The organism is Streptomyces termitum (assembly GCF_014650175.1).
GTDB lineage: Bacteria > Actinomycetota > Actinomycetes > Streptomycetales > Streptomycetaceae > Streptomyces > Streptomyces termitum.
Window position 1 is genome coordinate 248,258 of the sequence record NZ_BMUL01000006.1, and the last position, 17,192, is coordinate 265,449.

At 75.2% G+C, this 17,192-nt stretch carries 20 protein-coding genes; 5 read left to right on the forward strand and 15 right to left on the reverse strand.

Annotated features, from left to right (window positions below; all coding sequences use genetic code 11):
- Positions 1 to 5 precede the first annotated feature (5 nt).
- Positions 6 to 374, reverse strand: a complete 369-nt coding sequence (gene hisI / locus IE219_RS14025) for a phosphoribosyl-AMP cyclohydrolase (RefSeq protein WP_189977029.1) — start codon at positions 372 to 374, stop codon at positions 6 to 8.
- Positions 375 to 458: 84 nt separating this feature from the next.
- On the opposite strand from hisI, the gene IE219_RS14030 reads away from it, so the two are divergent.
- Positions 459 to 1,094: a TIGR03085 family metal-binding protein gene (locus tag IE219_RS14030; protein WP_189977031.1), complete on the forward strand. Its 636-nt coding sequence runs from the start codon at positions 459 to 461 to the stop codon at positions 1,092 to 1,094.
- A gap of 7 nt (positions 1,095 to 1,101) precedes the next feature.
- On the opposite strand, the gene IE219_RS14035 is transcribed toward IE219_RS14030, so the two are convergent.
- The 10 genes from IE219_RS14035 to hisD form a co-directional block, all read right to left on the reverse strand.
- The gene (locus tag IE219_RS14035; protein WP_229849753.1) at positions 1,102 to 2,340 is read right to left on the reverse strand and encodes an MFS transporter; all 1,239 of its coding nucleotides are present in this window, start codon (positions 2,338 to 2,340) and stop codon (positions 1,102 to 1,104) included.
- The gene (locus tag IE219_RS14040; protein ID WP_189977032.1) at positions 2,337 to 2,924 is read right to left on the reverse strand and encodes an ArsR/SmtB family transcription factor; all 588 of its coding nucleotides are present in this window, start codon (positions 2,922 to 2,924) and stop codon (positions 2,337 to 2,339) included. The genes IE219_RS14035 and IE219_RS14040 overlap by 4 nt, the downstream gene beginning before the upstream one ends.
- Before the next feature lie 118 nt (positions 2,925 to 3,042).
- Complete coding sequence (gene hisF, locus IE219_RS14045; protein ID WP_189977033.1) at positions 3,043 to 3,798, reverse strand: imidazole glycerol phosphate synthase subunit HisF; 756 nt, start codon at positions 3,796 to 3,798, stop codon at positions 3,043 to 3,045.
- Positions 3,798 to 4,205 (reverse strand): RidA family protein, encoded by a 408-nt coding sequence (locus IE219_RS14050; protein ID WP_189977034.1) that lies wholly within the window; start codon positions 4,203 to 4,205, stop codon positions 3,798 to 3,800. The genes hisF and IE219_RS14050 overlap by 1 nt, the downstream gene beginning before the upstream one ends.
- Positions 4,202 to 4,930, reverse strand: coding sequence for a bifunctional 1-(5-phosphoribosyl)-5-((5-phosphoribosylamino)methylideneamino)imidazole-4-carboxamide isomerase/phosphoribosylanthranilate isomerase PriA (gene priA, locus IE219_RS14055; RefSeq protein WP_189977035.1), 729 nt, complete (start codon positions 4,928 to 4,930; stop codon positions 4,202 to 4,204). The genes IE219_RS14050 and priA overlap by 4 nt, the downstream gene beginning before the upstream one ends.
- Entirely contained in the window at positions 4,927 to 5,574 is a 648-nt protein-coding gene (hisH, locus tag IE219_RS14060; protein WP_189977036.1) for an imidazole glycerol phosphate synthase subunit HisH, read from the reverse strand. Before hisH ends, priA begins: the two co-directional genes overlap by 4 nt.
- On the reverse strand, positions 5,571 to 5,735 hold the full coding sequence (locus IE219_RS14065; protein ID WP_189977037.1) for a CG2302 family histidine operon protein: 165 nt from the start codon (positions 5,733 to 5,735) through the stop codon (positions 5,571 to 5,573). The genes hisH and IE219_RS14065 overlap by 4 nt, the downstream gene beginning before the upstream one ends.
- A gap of 2 nt (positions 5,736 to 5,737) precedes the next feature.
- The gene (gene hisB, locus IE219_RS14070) at positions 5,738 to 6,331 is read right to left on the reverse strand and encodes an imidazoleglycerol-phosphate dehydratase HisB (RefSeq protein ID WP_030205445.1); all 594 of its coding nucleotides are present in this window, start codon (positions 6,329 to 6,331) and stop codon (positions 5,738 to 5,740) included.
- Positions 6,328 to 7,470, reverse strand: coding sequence for a histidinol-phosphate transaminase (locus tag IE219_RS14075; RefSeq protein ID WP_189977039.1), 1,143 nt, complete (start codon positions 7,468 to 7,470; stop codon positions 6,328 to 6,330). The genes hisB and IE219_RS14075 overlap by 4 nt, the downstream gene beginning before the upstream one ends.
- Positions 7,467 to 8,810 carry a histidinol dehydrogenase gene (gene hisD / locus IE219_RS14080; RefSeq protein WP_189977041.1) on the reverse strand — a complete coding sequence of 448 codons (1,344 nt, stop codon included), beginning with the start codon at positions 8,808 to 8,810 and terminating at the stop codon, positions 7,467 to 7,469. Before hisD ends, IE219_RS14075 begins: the two co-directional genes overlap by 4 nt.
- A 214-nt stretch (positions 8,811 to 9,024) precedes the next feature.
- Here hisD and IE219_RS14085 point away from each other — a divergent pair, with 214 nt between their 5' ends.
- The 4 genes from IE219_RS14085 to ybaK all read left to right on the forward strand — a co-directional run bounded on the left by IE219_RS14085 (position 9,025) and on the right by ybaK (position 13,113).
- A complete protein-coding gene (locus IE219_RS14085) occupies positions 9,025 to 10,632 on the forward strand; it encodes an oxidoreductase (RefSeq protein ID WP_189977043.1) in 1,608 nt (535 codons plus the stop codon).
- 158 nt (positions 10,633 to 10,790) lie between these two features.
- Entirely contained in the window at positions 10,791 to 11,849 is a 1,059-nt protein-coding gene (locus IE219_RS14090) for a hypothetical protein (RefSeq protein ID WP_189977045.1), read from the forward strand.
- A gap of 10 nt (positions 11,850 to 11,859) precedes the next feature.
- Positions 11,860 to 12,597, forward strand: coding sequence for an LON peptidase substrate-binding domain-containing protein (locus IE219_RS14095; protein ID WP_189977048.1), 738 nt, complete (start codon positions 11,860 to 11,862; stop codon positions 12,595 to 12,597).
- Between the two features lie 18 nt (positions 12,598 to 12,615).
- Complete coding sequence (ybaK, locus tag IE219_RS14100) at positions 12,616 to 13,113, forward strand: Cys-tRNA(Pro) deacylase (RefSeq protein ID WP_189977050.1); 498 nt, start codon at positions 12,616 to 12,618, stop codon at positions 13,111 to 13,113.
- 32 nt (positions 13,114 to 13,145) lie between these two features.
- On the opposite strand, the gene IE219_RS14105 is transcribed toward ybaK, so the two are convergent.
- The 4 genes from IE219_RS14105 to IE219_RS14120 all read right to left on the reverse strand — a co-directional run bounded on the left by IE219_RS14105 (position 13,146) and on the right by IE219_RS14120 (position 17,024).
- Positions 13,146 to 13,769: a DUF2567 domain-containing protein gene (locus IE219_RS14105; RefSeq protein ID WP_189977052.1), complete on the reverse strand. Its 624-nt coding sequence runs from the start codon at positions 13,767 to 13,769 to the stop codon at positions 13,146 to 13,148.
- A 34-nt stretch (positions 13,770 to 13,803) separates the two neighbouring features.
- Positions 13,804 to 14,622 carry an ABC transporter permease gene (locus IE219_RS14110; RefSeq protein WP_189977315.1) on the reverse strand — a complete coding sequence of 273 codons (819 nt, stop codon included), beginning with the start codon at positions 14,620 to 14,622 and terminating at the stop codon, positions 13,804 to 13,806.
- Between the two features lie 138 nt (positions 14,623 to 14,760).
- Positions 14,761 to 15,735 (reverse strand): ABC transporter ATP-binding protein, encoded by a 975-nt coding sequence (locus IE219_RS14115; protein WP_189977317.1) that lies wholly within the window; start codon positions 15,733 to 15,735, stop codon positions 14,761 to 14,763.
- Between the two features lie 20 nt (positions 15,736 to 15,755).
- Entirely contained in the window at positions 15,756 to 17,024 is a 1,269-nt protein-coding gene (locus tag IE219_RS14120; protein WP_189977054.1) for an NYN domain-containing protein, read from the reverse strand.
- Positions 17,025 to 17,192: the final 168 nt, after the last annotated feature.

The window sequence follows — 17,192 nt, forward strand, 5'->3', positions numbered from 1 at the left end:
AGACCCTACTCGGAGGCGAGGAGCACGTCGGTGTCGAAGCAGGTGCGGGTGCCGGTGTGGCAGGCGGCTCCGACCTGGTCGACCTTGACGAGGATCGTGTCGGCGTCGCAGTCGAGGGCGACGGAGCGGACGTGCTGGACGTGGCCGGAGGTGTCGCCCTTGACCCAGTACTCGTTCCGGCTGCGGGACCAGTAGGTGCAGCGGCCGGTGGTGAGGGTGCGGTGCAGGGCCTCGTCGTCCATCCAGCCGAGCATCAGCACCTCGCCGGTGTCGTACTGCTGGGCGATGGCGGGGACCAGTCCGTCGGGGCCGCGCTTGAGGCGGGCGGCGACGGCCGGGTCGAGGTCGCTGGGGGTCCGGGGCGCGGTGCTCATGGGGTCATTGTGCCGCGCGGGAAGGGGGTGTCCGGCGGGGCGTCCACTGGGCGGACGGCGCCGCCCGGTCGTACGCTGGCGGGCATGTCGACCCATGCCGCACGTGAACGGCTTCTGCTCGCTGATCTGTTGGAGACGGCCGGTCCGGACGCGCCGACGCTGTGCGAGGGCTGGCGGACCCGGGACCTCGCGGCGCACGTGGTGGTGCGCGAGCGGCGGCCGGACGCGGCGGCCGGGACGCTCGTACCGCTGCTGAAGGACCGGCTGGAGCGGGTGCGGGAGGAGTTCGCGCAAAAGCCGTACGAGGAGCTGGTCCAGCTGATCCGGACGGGTCCGCCGCGCTTCTCCCCGTTCGCGGTCAAGCAGGTGGACGAGGGGGCGAACGTCGTCGAGTTCTACGTGCACGCGGAGGACGTGCGCCGGGCCCAGCCGGGCTGGTCGGCCCGGGAGCTGGACCCGGTCTTCTCGGACGCCCTGTGGTCCCGGCTGGAGCGCGGGGCGCGGCTGCTGGGCCGGAAGGCGCCGGTGGGGCTGGTCCTCCGCCGTCCGAACGGGCAGACGGTGGTGGCGCACAAGGGCACCCCGGTGGTGACGGTCTCCGGCGAGCCGGGCGAGCTGACCATGTACCTGTACGGGCGTACGGACGTGGCGAAGGTGGCGCTGGACGGCGAGCCGGACGCGATCGAGCTGCTGAACACGACGAAGCAGCTCGGGATCTAGCCGCTTCTCAGTCCCGGGGCAGTTCGGCGCGGCGGAGGGCCGGGACGGCCAGGGCGAAGACGCCGGAGAGGGCGCAGACGGCCGCACTGGCGACGAAGACCGGGCCGGTGCCCCACAGGCCGATCGCCGCGCCGCTGACCGGCATGCCCAGCGGGGCGAGCCCCAGGCTGCCCAGACTGGCGACGGCGCTGACCCGGCCGAGGTAGGCGGGGTCGCACTCGGTCTGGAGGAGGGCGGAGCAGAGCGAGCCGGAGAGCCCGGCGAGCAGGCCGATCACCAGGGCGACGGCGACCGCCGCGGGGAGCAGGGGCACGAAGGCGAGGCCGGCGATCGAGGCGGCGCCGAGGGCCATGGTCCAGCCGATGAGGGCGCCGGCCCGGGGCAGTCGGCCGCGCACGGCGAGGAGCAGGGAGGCGGCGCCCGCGCCGGTGCCGAAGCCGGCGAGGAGCCAGCCGATGCCGGGGGCGCCCCAGCCGCGCTGCTCCGCGAGGACGGCGAGGCCGACGTTGAGGGGGCCGACGAAGCCGAGGTCGGCGAGGAGGATGGTGATCATCAGCGGGCCGAGGACCCGGTGGCCGCGCAGGTGGCGCAGGCCGGCGGTGAGGTCGCGGGCGGCGGCCCCCTCGGTCTTCTCCCCGGCCGGGAGCGGCCTGATCCGGAGGGCGCACAGGAGCGGCAGGGAGAGCGCGAAGAGGAGGCCGGCGGCGCCGAAGGCGCTGGCGGGGCCGCCGGTGGCGACGGCGAGGCCGCCGAGCGGGGCGCCGAGGACGGCGCCCATGCGGTGGGCGAGGCCGCGCAGGCCCTGGACGCGGGCGAGCTGGTCGCGCTCGGCGATCCGGGGCGGGAGGGCGCCGACGGCGGGCAGGAAGACGGCGTCGACGGTGCCGAAGACGAGGGCGGCGACGGCGAGGACCCACGGGCCGGGGGCGGCGGCGAGGAGGACGGCGGCGAGGCCGAGGGTGACGAGGCAGCGGACGGTGTCGGAGACGAGGACGACCCGGCGCGGGCCGAGCCGGTCGGCGATGACGCCGCCGACGAGGAGGAGCAGGGCGCGGGGGACGGCGGAGACGGCCATGACGAGCCCGGCCTGGGCGGGGCTGCCGCTGCTGACGGCGGCCCAGGAGAGGGCCAGGTAGTAGACGCTGTCGCCGACGGTGGAGGCGGTGTAGGCGCCGAGCCAGCGCATGACCTGGGGGTCGCGGTGGGCGGGGCGGGCGGTGGGCGCGGCCACCGTGGTGGCGGTCACGGGCGGTGGGGGAAGCCGTTGAGGTGGATCGCGACGTTCTCGCGGCCGTCGGTGTCGCCGGCGTCCTCGGCGGCGCGGGCGGCCTCTTCGTGCCTGCGGACGACGGCCTCCAGTTCGGTTCCGAGGGCGTCGAGTTCGGCGGCGGTCAGCCGGGGGAGCCATTCGGAGGCGAAGGAGGCGGAGCGCCAGGCGTCGGACCAGGTGCCGCGCTCGTCGATGAAGCGGCGGTGCATCAGGGCGCGCTGTTCGCCGACGGTACGGCCGAAGGCAGCGGCGGCGGCGTTGAGTTCGGGGGCGTCCTTGATGTCCTCGTCGCGGATGCTGAAGCCGTGGGAGCTGAGCCGCCACCAGCGCTCGCGGCCGTCGCTGGACTGGGCCTCGGCCTCTTCGATGAGGCCGTGCTCGGCGAGCTTGCGCAGGTGGTAGCTGACGAGGGAGACGGCTTCGTCGACCTGGTCGGCGAGTTGGGAGGCGGTGGCGGTGCGGGCGACGAAGAGGGCGCGGTAGAGGCGCATCCGCAGCGGGTGCGAGATGGCCTTGAGGGTGCCGAGGTCGGTGATGCGGCGGTACTCCGGGGAGGTCATGTCCACGACGGTAGATACGAAAGGAAAGTTGCGCAACATAAATTGCACAACTTTCCTTTCGCGTCTGGGGAAAGAAGAAGGGCCCCCGCCGGGGCCCTTCCACAAGCGGAACGAGGTCTCAGCGGACCTCGTGCCCCGCCTCCCGCAGCGCTCCCTTGACCTCGCCGATCCGCAGGTCGCCGAAGTGGAAGACGGAGGCGGCGAGCACCGCGTCCGCGCCCGCCGCGACGGCCGGCGCGAAGTCGCCGAGCTTGCCGGCGCCGCCGGAGGCGATCACCGGGACCGTGACGTGCTTGCGCACGGCCTCGATCATCTCGGTGTCGTAGCCGTCCTTGGTGCCGTCCGCGTCCATCGAGTTGAGCAGGATCTCCCCCGCGCCCAGCTCGGCGGCCCGGTGCGCCCACTCGACGGCGTCGATGCCGGTGCCCTCGCGGCCGCCGTGCGTCGTCACCTCGAAGGAGCCGGAGGCCGTACGGCGGGCGTCGACCGAGAGGACGAGGACCTGCCGGCCGAAGCGCTCCGCGATCTCGCGGATCAGCTCCGGGCGGACGATCGCGGCCGTGTTGACGCCCACCTTGTCCGCGCCGGCCCGCAGCAGCCGGTCGACGTCGTCGGCGGAGCGGACTCCGCCGCCGACGGTGAGCGGGATGAAGACCTGCTCGGCGGTGCGGCGCACCACGTCGTAGGTGGTCTCCCGGTTGCCGGAGGAGGCGGTGATGTCGAGGAAGGTCAGCTCGTCGGCGCCCTCGGCGTCGTACAGCTTGGCCATCTCGACGGGGTCGCCCGCGTCCCGCAGGTTCTGGAAGTTGACGCCCTTGACGACCCGGCCGCCGTCCACGTCCAGGCAGGGGATGACCCTTACGGCGAGACCCATCAGGACGCCTCTCCTCGGTCTTCTCGGTACGCCTCGACCTCGACCTCGACCACCAGGCGGGGGTCGACGAGGCCCGAGACGATGACCATCGTGGCGGCCGGGCGGACCGCGTCGAACAGCTCCTTGTGGGCCCGGCCGACCTCGTCCACGTCCCGCGCGTGCGTGAGGTACATGCGGGTGCGCACGACGTGCTCGGCGCCGAGGCCCAGCTGCCGCAGCGCGTCGAAGGCGACGCGGAAGGAGTTGACGGCCTGCTCGTAGGGGCCGCCGTCCGCGATGGCCCCGTCGACCACCGACGTGCAGCCGGAGACCAGGACGGTGCCGTGGGGCAGCTCGACCGCGCGGGAGTAGCCGAAGACCTCCTCCCACGGGGCGCCGGTGACGACCTTGCGCACGGATCCGGTCATACGGCGGCCACCGTCCGGAGGGCCTCCTCCAGCGTGAACGCCTTGGCGTAGAGCGCCTTGCCGACGATCGCGCCCTCGACGCCCAGGCCGGTGAGGCCGGCCAGGACCCGCAGGTCGTCCAGCGAGGAGACGCCGCCGGAGGCCACGACGGGCTTGTCGGTGGCGGCGCAGACGTTGGTCAGCAGCTCCGTGTTGGGGCCGGTGAGGGTGCCGTCGCGGCCGATGTCGGTGACGACGTAGCGGGCGCAGCCCTCGGCGTCGAGGCGGGCCAGCGTCTCGTACAGGTCGCCGCCCTCGCTGGTCCAGCCGCGGCCCTTGAGGGTGGTGCCGCGCACGTCGAGGCCGACGGCGATCTTGTCGCCGTGCTCCGCGATGACCTTGGCGACCCACTCGGGGGTCTCCAGGGCGGCGGTGCCGAGGTTGACCCGGGTGCAGCCGGTGGCCAGCGCGGCGGCGAGCGAGGCGTCGTCGCGGATGCCGCCGGAGAGCTCGACCTTGATGTCCATGGCCTCGGTGATCTGCCGGACCAGGTCGCGGTTGTCACCGGTGCCGAAGGCGGCGTCCAGGTCGACCAGGTGGAGCCATTCGGCGCCGGAGCGCTGCCAGGCGAGGGCGGCCTCCAGCGGGGAGCCGTAGGAGGTCTCGGTGCCGGACTCGCCGTGGACGAGCCGGACGGCCTGGCCGTCGCGGACGTCGACGGCCGGGAGGAGTGCGAGGGTGCTCACAGCGTTCCGATCCAGTTGGTGAGGAGCTGGGCTCCGGCGTCGCCGGACTTCTCGGGGTGGAACTGGGTGGCCCACAGGGCGCCGTTCTCCACCGCCGCGACGAACGGTTCGCCGTGGGTGGCCCAGGCGACCTTCGGGGCGCGGATGTTCTTGTTGCCGACCTCCAGGGTCCACTCGCGCACCGCGTAGGAGTGCACGAAGTAGAAGCGGGCGTCGGCGTCGAGCCCGGCGAAGAGTTCGCTGCCCTCGGGGGCGTCCACGGTGTTCCACCCCATGTGGGGCACGACGGGGGCCTTCAGCGGCTCGACCGTGCCGGGCCACTCGTCCAGGCCCTCGCTCTCGACGCCGTGCTCGATGCCGCGCTCGAAGAGGATCTGCATGCCGACGCAGATGCCCATGACGGGGCGCCCACCGGAGAGGCGGCGGCCGACGATCCAGTCGCCGCGGGCCTCCTTGAGCCCCCGCATGCAGGCCGAGAAGGCGCCGACGCCGGGGACGAGGAGCCCGTCGGCGTTCATCGCGGTCTCGTAGTCGCGGGTGATCTCGACCTCGGCGCCGACCCGGGCGAGCGCCCGCTCGGCGGAGCGGACGTTGCCGAAGCCGTAGTCGAAGACGACGACCTTCTTGCCGGTGCCCGCCGTCATGACCACACGTCCAGCCGCAGCACGCCGGCGGAGAGGCACATCGCGGCGCCGATGGAGAGCAGCACGATGAGGCCCTTGGGCATCTGCTGCTTGACGAAGGAGTAGATGCCGCCGAGCAGGAAGAGCCCGACGACGATCAGGATGGTGGAGAGACCGGTCACGGTTACAGCGCGCCCTTCGTGGAGGGGAGGATTCCGGCGGCGCGCGGGTCGCGCTCGGAGGCGTAGCGCAGGGCGCGGGCGAGCGCCTTGAACTGGCACTCCACGATGTGGTGGGCGTTGCGCCCGTACGGCACGTGGATGTGGAGGGCGATCTGCGCCTGGGCCACGAAGGACTCGAAGATGTGGCGCGTCATGGTGGTGTCGTACGAGCCGATCATCGGCGCCATGTTCTCGGGCTCGGTGTGCACGAGGTACGGGCGGCCGGAGAGGTCCACGGTCACCTGGGCCAGCGACTCGTCCAGCGGGACGGTGCAGTTGCCGAAGCGGTAGATGCCGACCTTGTCGCCGAGCGCCTGCTTGAAGGCGGCGCCGAGCGCGAGGGCGGTGTCCTCGATGGTGTGGTGCGAGTCGATGTGCAGGTCGCCGTCGGTCTTGACGGTGAGGTCGAACAGCCCGTGCCGGCCGAGCTGGTCGAGCATGTGGTCGTAGAAGCCGACCCCGGTCGACACGTCGACCTTCCCGGTGCCGTCGAGGTCGATCTCGACGACGACGGACGTCTCCTTGGTGGTGCGCTCAACGCGGCCTACGCGGCTCATGCGTCCTGCTCCTTCTTCAGTTCACGAACCGCGTCGAGGAACGCGTCGTTCTCTTCGGGGGTGCCCGCCGTGACCCGCAGCCGGCCCGGTACGCCGTTGTCCCGGACCAGGACGCCCCGGTCGAGGATCCTCCGCCACGCCTCGTGCGCGTCGGCGAAGCGGCCGAACTGGACGAAGTTGGCGTCGGAGTCGGTGACGTCGTAGCCGATCGCGCGCAGCTCGGCGACGAGCCGGTCGCGCTCGGCCTTGAGCTGCTCGACGTACCCGAGGAGGGTGTCGGTGTGCTCCAGGGCGGCGAGCGCGGTGGCCTGGGTGACGGCGGAGAGGTGGTACGGCAGCCGGACCAGCTGCACGGCGTCGACCACGGCCGGGTGCGCGGCGAGGTAGCCGAGGCGCAGCCCGGCGGCGCCGAACGCCTTGGACATGGTCCGGGAGACCACCAGGTGCGGCCGGCCGGCCAGCAGCGGCAGCAGCGAGGCGCGGTGGCTGAACTCCACGTACGCCTCGTCGACCACGACCAGCGAGGGCTTCGCGGCCTGCGCGGCGGCGTACAGCCGCTCCACGGTGTCCCCGCCGACGGCGGTGCCGGTGGGGTTGTTGGGGGAGGTGATGAAGACGACGTCCGGCCGGTGCGCGGCGATGGCCGCCTCGGCGGCCGCCACGTCGATGGTGAAGTCGTCGTTGCGCGGGCCGGAGAGCCAGCCGGTGCCGGTGCCGCGGGCGATCAGGGCGTGCATCGAGTACGAGGGCTCGAAGCCGATCGCGGTGCGGCCGGGGCCGCCGAAGGCCTGGAGGAGCTGCTGGAGCACCTCGTTGGAGCCGTTGGCCGCCCAGACGTTCTCCGCGGCGACCGGGTGGCCGCCGGTGCGGGTCAGGTAGCGGGCCAGCTCGGTGCGGAGCTCCACCGCGTCCCGGTCGGGGTAGCGGTTGAGGCCGCGAGCGGCCTCGGCGACGCGCTCCGCGATCCGGGCCACCAGCGGCTCGGGCAGCGGATAGGGGTTCTCGTTGGTGTTCAGCTGGACGGGCACGTCGAGCTGAGGGGCGCCGTAGGGCGACTTGCCCCGCAGCTCCTCGCGGATCGGCAGGTCGTCGATGCCGAGGGCGTTGTTCCGGTCGTTCCGGTCGTTCTGGTCGCTCACTTGCTCTCGGGCACCTTCCAGCCGAACCTGGCCTTGATGGCGGCGCCGTGGGCCGGGAGGTCCTCGGCCTCGGCGAGGGTCACCACGTGGTGGGCGACGTCGGCGAGCGCGTCGCGCGTGTAGTCCACGATGTGCACGCCGCGCAGGAAGGACTGCACGGAGAGGCCCGAGGAGTGGCAGGCGCAGCCGCCGGTGGGCAGCACGTGGTTGGAGCCGGCGCAGTAGTCGCCGAGGGAGACCGGCGCCCAGGGGCCGACGAAGATCGCGCCGGCGTTGCGGACGCGGTCGGCGAGGGCGGCGGCGTCGGCGGTCTGCACCTCCAGGTGCTCGGCTCCGTACGCGTCGACCACCGTGAGGCCGTCCTCCAGGTCGGAGACGAGGACGATCGCGGACTGCCGGCCGGCCAGGGCCGGGGCGATCCGGTCCTCGACGTGCTTGGCGACGGCGACCTGGGCCGCCAGTTCGGCCTCGACCGCGGCGGCCAGCTCCTCGGAGTCGGTGACCAGGACGGAGGCGGCCATCGGGTCGTGCTCGGCCTGGCTGATCAGGTCGGCGGCGACGTGCACCGGGTCCGCGGTCGCGTCCGCGAGGACGGCGATCTCGGTCGGGCCGGCCTCCGCGTCGATGCCGATGCGGCCCTTGAGGAGGCGCTTGGCGGCGGCGACGTAGATGTTGCCGGGGCCGGTGACCAGGTCGACGGGGGCGCAGCCGGGCTCGTCGCCGAGGGCCTCGGTGCCGTACGCGAACATGGCGACGGCCTGGGCGCCGCCGGCCGCGTAGACCTCGTCCACGCCGAGCAGGGCGCAGGCGGCCAGGATCGTCGGGTGCGGCAGGCCGCCGTGGTCCTTCTGCGGCGGCGAGGAGACGGCGACGCCCCGCACGCCGGCCTCCTGCGCCGGGACGACGTTCATCACGACGGAGGACGGGTAGACGGCGCGGCCGCCGGGCACGTACAGGCCGACGCGGTCGACCGGGATCCACTTCTCGGTGACCGTGCCGCCGGGGACGACCTGGGTGGTGTGGGTGGTGCGGCGCTGCTCGCGGTGGACCAGGCGGGCGCGCCGGATCGACTCCTCCAGGGCCGCGCGGACGGCCGGGTCGAGCTCGTCGAGGGCGCGGGCGATCTCCCCGGCGGGGACGCGCAGGCCGGTGACCCGCACGCCGTCGAACCTCTCCCCGTATCCGATCACCGCCGCCGCGCCATGATGCCGGACGTCCTCGCAGATCGGCCGCACCGTCTCCAGGGCGGCTTCCACGTCGAACTCGGCACGGGGCAGCAGGTCGCGCAGGGCGGAACCCTCGGGGAGGGCCTCGCCGCGCAGATCGATTCGAGAGATCACGGGTCAATTCTCTCAGACGGCTTTCGGCACCGGACTCCCGTATCACTGGCTGATACACGGCTTGATACGCGCCACGGTGGCGTCTCCTCGCCACTCCTGACCGTTAGCGTTCAGCCCGTCACACTGCGGGAAGAACGACTGTGCGAAACGGACGGGTCCGCGGCTCCCGGGGAGCGGAGCGGCGGGGACGGGCCGGGAAAGCGAGGGGGCGGCCGTGACCGAGCCGCGCGAGTCCGGGATGCCGGACGGTCTCACGGAGCCGGAGCGGGCCATGTGGCAGGCGTTCCGGATCGGGGCGACCTGCGATCTGACGGAGGGGGTGCCGGAGCGGGACGACCCGTTCGGGACGGCGCCGTGGGGGCCGGAGCGGAGCGTGCGCGCCGAGGTGGTGGCGGCGCTGCTGCTCGACGGCCCTGCGGCCCGCTCGGGCCGGGTGGCCGCGCTGAAGCTGCGCGGGGCGCGGATCACCGGGGTGCTGGGCCTGGCCGGCGGCACGGTCGGGCCGTACGTGGAGCTGAACGGCTGCCGCTTCGACGCGGAGGTGGTGCTGCCGGAGGCCCGTTTCGGCACGCTGCGGATGGTCGGCTGCGTGCTGCCCCGGCTGGAGGCGGCCCGGCTGCACACCGAGGGCGACCTGCACCTGCCGCGCTGCCGGGTGCGGCGCGGGATCCGGCTGACGGACGCGCAGATCGGCACCGACCTGCTGATCAACCAGATCCGGGTGGGCGCGGACCGGCGGGGCCGGGCGGTCACGGCGGACGGGCTGGTGGTGGCGCAGGACCTCCAGGCCGAGCTGATCGAGACGGAGGGCGAGGTCAGCCTGCGCGGGGCGAAGGTGGGGGTCTCGCTCAGCCTGCGGGGCAGCGTGCTGCGCGCGGCCCCGGGCCGCCGCGCGCTGAACGCCCCGCAGCTGACGGTGGAGCGCTCGCTCTACCTGAACGCGGCGTGGGTGTACGACGGCGGGGCCGACGGCGCCGGCCGGTCCACCGCCACCCCGCCGTACGGAGTGGACCCGACCCGGGAGGCCCGGCGCAAACCGGTCGAGTTCCACGGCGGGGTGCGGCTGGACGACGGACGGTTCGGGGACGCGGTGGACCTGAACCACGCCCGCTTCGTGCTGAGCGGGGCGCGCCGGGAGGAGCTGTCGCTGCGCCGGATCGCCACCCCGGAGCTGCGGTTCAACGGGGAGCGGCCGCAGGAGGGCCGGGTGGTGCTGAACGGGGCGAAGGTGGTGACGCTGATCGACCTGTCGACGAGCTGGCCGGGTCCCGGCGGGCTGGCGATGAGCGGTTTCGTCTACGAGAACCTGGTGCCGTACGGGCACTTCCCGCTGACCCGGCGGCTGGAGTGGGTGGCGGCGGCGACGCCGGAGTACGCGCCGGAGCCGTACGAGCGGCTGGCGGCGGTGCTGCGCAACAGCGGGGAGGACGCGGACGCGCGGGAGGTGCTGCTCGCCAAGCAGCGGCGCAGACGGGAGACGCTGCCGCTGGCCGGGAAGCTGTGGGGGTACGTGCAGGACTGGACGGTGGCGTACGGCTACCGGCCGGGCCGGGCGATGCTCTGGATGGCGGTGCTGTGGGCGGCGGGCTCGCTGGCCTTCTCGCGGTACGAGCCGCTGCCGATCAAGGAGGGCGAGGGCCCCGAGTGGAACGGCCCGCTGTACGCCCTGGACCTGCTGCTGCCGGTGATCACCCTGGGCCAGGACGGCTCCTGGCGCCTGGAGGGCCGCTGGCAGTGGGTGGCGGCGGTGCTGATCCTGCTCGGCTGGATCCTGGCCACGACGGTGGCGGCGGGCGCGACCCGGCTGCTGAGACGGGGCTGAGCCCGGGCTGAGGGGCGGTTCCGGGCGGGGTCCCGAGGCGGGTTGCGGGCCGGGACGCCCGGGGCGTGACGGCGGCGGGGAGACCGGGTGAGACCGGGGTGAAGGGAGGGCGGCGGGCCGGGCCGGGCGGACGGCCCGGTGGGAAGATACGTCCTGCCATGTCCTTCCTCCGCTCCCTGGTCGGCTCCGTCCGTTCCGTCCGGCACGCCCCGCTTCTCGCCGAGGGTCTGACGCCGGACGACGACGTGCTGCTCGACGCCCCCGACGGGCGGCTGGGACCGGCGCTGGTGGCCGCCGCCCATGACGATCCGGAGCCCGCCGCGAAGCTGCTGGCCACCACCCGGGACGCGGCCGAGTGGGAGGACCGGGACCGGTACGCCGGGCGGCTCGCCGTCTTCGCGCGGCACCGGGGCGAGTGGCTGGAGCGGTGGCGGGAGGCCGCCCCGCGGGACCCCGGCGCGCTGCTGGTGGCGGCGCAGCTCGCGGTGGACCGGGCCTGGCGGTCGCCGGCCCGCGCGGAGCGGCTGCGCGAGCTGGACCCGCTGGTGCGGCGGCTGGCCGAGGAGTCCGGGCCCGACCCGGTGCCGTGGCGGCTGGCGCTGGACCACGCGCGCGGGGCGCACGCCGGGGACGCGGTCTTCGCCCGGCTGTGGGAGCAGGCGCTGCTGCGCTCGCCGCACCACCACGGCTGCCACGTCGCCGCGCTCGCCTACCTGTCGGCGCGGTGGTACGGCTCGCACCGGGCGGCCTTCGACTTCGCCGAGCAGGCGGCCGACGACGCGGCGCCGGGCTCGCTGGTGCGGGCCCTGCCGGTGCGGGCCGCCTACGACCTGCTGCGGCCGGGCGCCGGGCCCCAGGCGGTTTCTCAGGCGGGTCCGGCGGCGGACGGCGCGCGGATCGACCGGGCGGCGGACCGGGGCCGGGCCCTGTCGGCGGCCTTCGCGGCGGGCGACCCGTGGCCGGCGGAGGTGCGGAACCTGCTGGCGTACGTGCTGGTGGAGCGGGGCCGGTGGGCGGCGGCGCTGGAGGAGTTCCGGCGGACGGGGCCGTACGCGGTCTCCTTCCCGTGGGGGTCCGGCGGCGGCGATCCGCTGCGTCGTTTCCTGGCCACCCGGGACCGGACGCGGGTGGAGCTGGCCCGCCGGACCCCGCTGTGGGGGCGCCCGGGGGGAGCCGCTCGGGGAATCTCCGGACGGAGCGGTCCCGGCGGCCATTAGGCTGGCCGCTGTGACCACCGCTCGCCTTCCCCTCTTCCCGCTCAACGCGGTGCTGTTCCCGGGGCTCGTGCTGCCGTTGAACGTCTTCGAGGAGCGTTATCGCGCCATGATGCGCGAGCTGCTCGCCCTCGACGAGTCCGCGCCTCGGCGCTTCGTCGTGGTCGCGATCAGGGACGGCTCCGAGGTCGCGCCGACCGCGCCGGGCATGCCGGACGGGACGGCGCTGCCGGAGAAGGGCCCGGCGGCGGGCTTCGGACCGGACCCGATCAAGAGCTTCCACCCGGTGGGGTGCGTCGCGGACGCGGCGAGCATCCGGCAGCGGGCCGACGGCACGTACGAGGTGATGGTGACCGGCACGACCCGGGTGCGGCTGCGGTCGGTGGACGCGGACGGCGCGTTCCTGACGGCGGAGACCGAGGAGCTGCCGGAGGAGCCGGGCGAGGAGGCGGAGGCGCTCGCCGAGGGGGTGCTGCGGGCCTTCCGGGCGTACCAGAAGCGGCTGGCGGGGGCGCGGGAGCGGTCGCTGACGACCAGCGAGCTGCCCGACGACCCGTCGGTGGTGTCGTACCTGGTCGCGGCGGCGGCGATGGTGGACGTGCCGACGAAGCAGCGGCTCCTGGAGGCGCCGGACACGACGGCCCGGCTGCGCGAGGAGCTGGCGCTGCTGCGGGCGGAGACGGCGGTGCTGCGGCACCTGCCGTCGCTGCCGGCGGTGGAGCTGACCCAGGCCCCCATGTACCCGAACTGACGGAGCGAGAAGGTCCCCGTGGCGAAGAAGAAGCAGAAGGCCGGCGGCGGCACCCCGGCGACGGTGGCGCTGGCCGCGGCCGGGACGGCGTACACGGTGCACGCGTACGAGCACGATCCGGCGACGCCCTCGTACGGCGAGGAGGCGGCCGAGGCGCTGGGCGTCTCGCCGGACCGGGTCTTCAAGACGCTGGTGGCGGACGTCGACGGGGAGCTGACGGTGGCGGTGGTGCCGGTGGCCGGGCAGCTGGACCTGAAGGCGCTGGCGGCGGCGGTCGGCGGCAAGCGGGCGGCGATGGCGGACCCGGCGGCGGCCGAGCGGACCACGGGGTACGTGCGGGGCGGGATCTCGCCGCTGGGCCAGCGCAAGCGGCTGCGGACGGTGCTGGACTCCTCGGCGTCGGCGCACGAGACGATCTGCGTCTCGGCGGGCCGGCGGGGCCTGGAGGTCGAGCTGTCCCCCGCCGACCTGGCCGCGCTGACGTCGGCGGTGCTGGCCCCCATCGGCCGGGGCTGAGCCCCCGCTCCCCCGTCCCCCGGGCCCGGTGCTCAGCGGGGCTTGTGGGCGTCCCAGGGGGCGGTGAAGGGGTCCGGGTCGCGGGGGCCGAAGAGGCCGGTGAGCGACAGGTGGACGACCGTCGCGGCGAGCGGCCAGGCCAGCATCGCCGCGGCCCCCATCCGGAGCTTGAGCGGGGCGTCGAAGACGACGCCCGCGCCGACCGCCTTGGCGTGCGCGACGACGTCGGCGGTGGGTCCCAGCCGGGTCCCCAGCCACCAGGCGAGCAGCGAGCCGAGGACGCCGCCGAGGGCGAGGCCGAGGACGAGCGGGACGCCGCCCCGGCGGCGGAGCAGGAAGACGGCGAGTCCGGCGACCGCGCCGAAGGCCAGGGCGAGGAGGACGAAGGTGCCGTCGGCGCCGATCGCGGCCTCCCCCTCGGAGTCGCGCAGGTAGACGCCCCTGCCGTCGGAGATGAGCCGGATCGCGGGCGCGAGCCAGACCCACAGGACGCCCAGGAGCGCCCCGGCGACGGCCGAGGCGGCGGTGACGACGAGTCCCTGGACGACCTCGGCCGCGGTGATCGGGTCTCCGGCCGGGCCGCCGTACGGCGGGGGCGGCGGCGGCCATGAGGGATCGTGCGGCGGCGGCTGGGAGGGCGTCAGAGGTGCGGTCACCCCGCCATCGTGCCAGGTGTCCCTGTGCCCCGCCTCAGCGGACCGCGGCCCTGCGGTAGGCCCAGGTGGCGACGGCCAGCGAGAGGACGCCGACGGCGCCGCAGACGGCCAGGTCGAGGGCGACGGCGGCCCAGTCGGGGTGCGGGTCGAAGGCGCGGGCCAGGGCCTCGACGCCGTAGGTGGAGGGCAGCAGGTCGCGGGCCCAGCCGATGGGCCCCGGCATCCGCTCGGCGGGCAGCACGCCGAGGAGGAGGGCGGCGGACATGCCGAGCTGGCCGAGGAGGGTGGCGAGCTCCTGGCGGGGGGCGAGCAGGCCGAGGGCGGCGCCGAGGCCGGAGAGGGCGGCGCCGGCGAGCGGGACGACGGCGGCGAGGAGCCACAGGTTGCCGAGCGGGAGGCCGAAGAGGACGGCTCCGGCGACGGCGGTGACGACCGTGCCGGGGACGGTGAAGGAGGCGTACGCGCCGGCGGCGCCGAGGACGACGGCGGCGGGCGGCACCGGCAGGGTGGCGTAGTGGTCGAGGCCGCCGGTGGCGCGGAGCTGGCCGAAGTACTGGGCGAGCAGGTTGAGCGCGACGAAGGCGACGACGAGGACGGCGGAGCCGGCGACGACGGCACGGGCCTCGGAGCCGCCGTCGACGACCCCGCGCATCAGGATCATGATCCCGACGGACTGGAAGGTCGCGACGAAGAGGAGCGGGATGCGGGCGACGCGGGCCCGGGAGAGCTGGGCGCGGTAGACGGCGGCCAGGGAGGGCAGCAGCCGGGCGGCCGGGGCGAGGGGGGCGGCGGCGTCCTCGCCCGCGGTGGTGCGGGCGGCCGGCGCGCCGGCCGGCGGGGCCTCGGCGGGCAGGGTGCTCAACGCGGACAGCTCCTGGGGGTGGCGTGCGGTGCGTGGGGGGTCGCGCCGGGCGGACGTGAGGGGGCGGCGGACGGGCGGGGCCGGCGGGCGGGTGGTGGGGAGTGGCGGTTCATGCCTTCACCAGGTGGGTCATGCCTTCACCAGGCCGTCGCGGGCCGCGCCGCCGAGGGCCAGGTAGACGTCCTCCAGGCTGGGGGTGGCGAGGGTGAAGTCGTCGAGGGCGGCGAAGGCGGCGCCGCCGGTGACCGCGGCGACGGCGGCGCGGGCGGCGTCGGGGGCGAGGCGGAGGACCCAGCGGCGGCCGGACTCCTGGGCGTGCGCGCGCAGGGCGGCGACCTCGGGGAGGGCGAGGGGCGCGGCCTCGCGCCAGACGAGTTCGACGCGGACCTCCCCGGCGACGCGCTCCTTGAGCCCGGCGGGGGTGTCGCAGGCGATGACCCGGCCCCGGTCGAGGACGGCGACCCGGTCGAGGACGGTCTCGGCCTCGATGACGTTGTGGGTGACGAGGAGGACGGTGGCGCCGTGCTCGGCGCGGCGGCGGTCGACGGCGGCCCAGACGGCGCGGCGGGCGACCGGGTCCATGCCGGTGGTGGGCTCGTCGAGGACGAGGACGGGCCGGTGGCCGACGAGGGCGGCGGCGAAGCAGGCGAGCCGCCGCTGGCCGCCGGAGAGCTTCTTGAGGGGCCGCCCGGCGAGCTCGGTGAGGCCCAGCTCGTCGAGGACGGCGTCGCGCTCGGCGCGCGCCGCCGCGGCGCCGAGGCCGCGCAGGCGGCCGGTGGTCTCGGCGGCGAGGGCGACGGTCAGCTCGTCGAGGGCGGTGGACTCCTGGCCGAGGTAGGCCAGGAGGCGGGCGGCGCGCTCGGGGTGGCGGACGAGGTCGTGGCCGAGGAGGCGGACGGTGCCGGAGTCGGGACGCATCAGGCCGGTGAGCTGGCGGACGAGGGTGGACTTGCCCGCGCCGTTGGGGCCGAGCAGGCCGAAGATCTCGCCGCCGCGCACGTCGAGGCTGATCCCGTCGGTGGCGCGCACCTCGGGGGTCGGGGGCGCACCGCGCCTGCCGCGCGTGGCGGGGTACGTCTTGACCAGATCCCGCACCGCGCACACCGTACTCACGGGGAAGAAGCCTACGGGGTCGCCGGTCCCGCTCCGGGCGCGGGGGTTTGTTCGGCGGCGGCGCGGACGTCGATCTCGCGCCAGAATCCGGCGCGGATGGCGTAGCGGTCGTGTTCGTCGATCTGGTCGTCCTTGTGGGCGAGGAGGCCGAACCGGGCGGCGTAGCGGAGGAGTTCGCCGTCGATGCGGTGCGGGACGCGGGGGTAGAGGACGGAGAGCCGCTGGATGTGGTGGGGGTCGGGGAGCCGCTCCAGCCACCTGCGGGCGAACACCTGTCCGACTTCGAAGGGGTCGCCGCCGACGGTGGTGATGTCCTCCTCGCGGTCGGCCCAGCGCTGCTCGGCGCTGGTCAGGTGGGCGAGGGTGGGCAGCGAGGCGGTCTCGGGCGGCTCGCCGAGGGGGGCGGGGCGCTCGACCCAGCCCCGGTCGGAGGACCAGCGCAGGGCGCTGGCGGGCTGGGGCGCGGGGTGCGGCGGCGGGGCGGCGGCGGGGCCGCGCAGCCCGGCGAGGTCCTTGGGGGTGGGTACGGCCCGGCCGGGGGCGGCGGCCCCGTGGCCGTCGGCGGCCGGGGCGGCGGGCTCCTCCGGGGCGGTCCGGTCGGCGGGGGCGGTGGTCCCGGCGGCCCGCTCGGCGGAGGCGAGGGCGGCCTCGGGGAGCGGCGCGGAGAGGATGGCGGCGATCTCGGGGCGGGGCGCGGGCGCGGGGGCGCACAGTCCGGTCAGGTCGCGGGCGCGGACGGCGCGGGTGATCCAGGCGCGGTCGAGGACGCGGCGCTCGTCGGCCTCGGCGACGAGGTCCTCGGACTGGTTGTAGTCGCCGCCGGCGGCCTGGACGGCCCAGAGGTGGACGGCGACGCCGTGCTCCTTGGCGGACATCAGGCCGGGCAGCAGGTCGCCGTCGCCGGTGACGAGGACGATGTCGGAGCAGGCCCGGTTGCGGGCGAGCTCGGTGAGCTCGGTGTGCATGGCCGCGTCAACGCCCTTCTGGGCCCAGCGGCCGTCGCTGCGGGTCAGGGCGCCGAGCCGGACGGTGACCCGGGGCATGACGCGCAGCCGGCGGTGCTCGGGCTGGGGCACCCGGTCGGGGGCGCCGTCGAACCAGTAGATCCGCAGCAGGGGGAGGCCGGTCTCGGTCTCGGCGCGGTCGCGGAGCTGCTGGACGAGGCCGGCGTGGTCCACGCTGATGCGGGACCGGGACGGGTCCCCGGCGAGCAGGCTGGCGGCGGCTCCCAGCAGATAGCCGGCGTCCACCAGGACGACGCATCGGTCCACGTGCTCCACCTCTTTCGGCTCTCGGGCCGGACTCGGGATCTCAGGTGTTCCGGGTTCTTTCGAGTCTGCCCGACCGCCGGGGGCTTGACGGCCGGAACTGGATCTTCGGCGTGGCGGAGGGGCCGCCCGGCGCGGAGCGGGGCGCCCTCACGCACCGTAATGATCCAACATGCGGCG

Coding starts and splice junctions, on each gene's coding strand:
- hisI (WP_189977029.1), bottom strand. CDS start 374: ATGAGCACCGCGCCCCGGACCCCCAGCGACCTCGACCCGGCCGTCGCC.
- IE219_RS14030 (WP_189977031.1), top strand. CDS start 459: ATGTCGACCCATGCCGCACGTGAACGGCTTCTGCTCGCTGATCTGTTG.
- IE219_RS14040 (WP_189977032.1), bottom strand. CDS start 2,924: ATGACCTCCCCGGAGTACCGCCGCATCACCGACCTCGGCACCCTCAAG.
- hisF (WP_189977033.1), bottom strand. CDS start 3,798: ATGGGTCTCGCCGTAAGGGTCATCCCCTGCCTGGACGTGGACGGCGGC.
- IE219_RS14050 (WP_189977034.1), bottom strand. CDS start 4,205: ATGACCGGATCCGTGCGCAAGGTCGTCACCGGCGCCCCGTGGGAGGAG.
- hisH (WP_189977036.1), bottom strand. CDS start 5,574: ATGACGGCGGGCACCGGCAAGAAGGTCGTCGTCTTCGACTACGGCTTC.
- hisB (WP_030205445.1), bottom strand. CDS start 6,331: ATGAGCCGCGTAGGCCGCGTTGAGCGCACCACCAAGGAGACGTCCGTC.
- IE219_RS14090 (WP_189977045.1), top strand. CDS start 10,791: ATGTCCTTCCTCCGCTCCCTGGTCGGCTCCGTCCGTTCCGTCCGGCAC.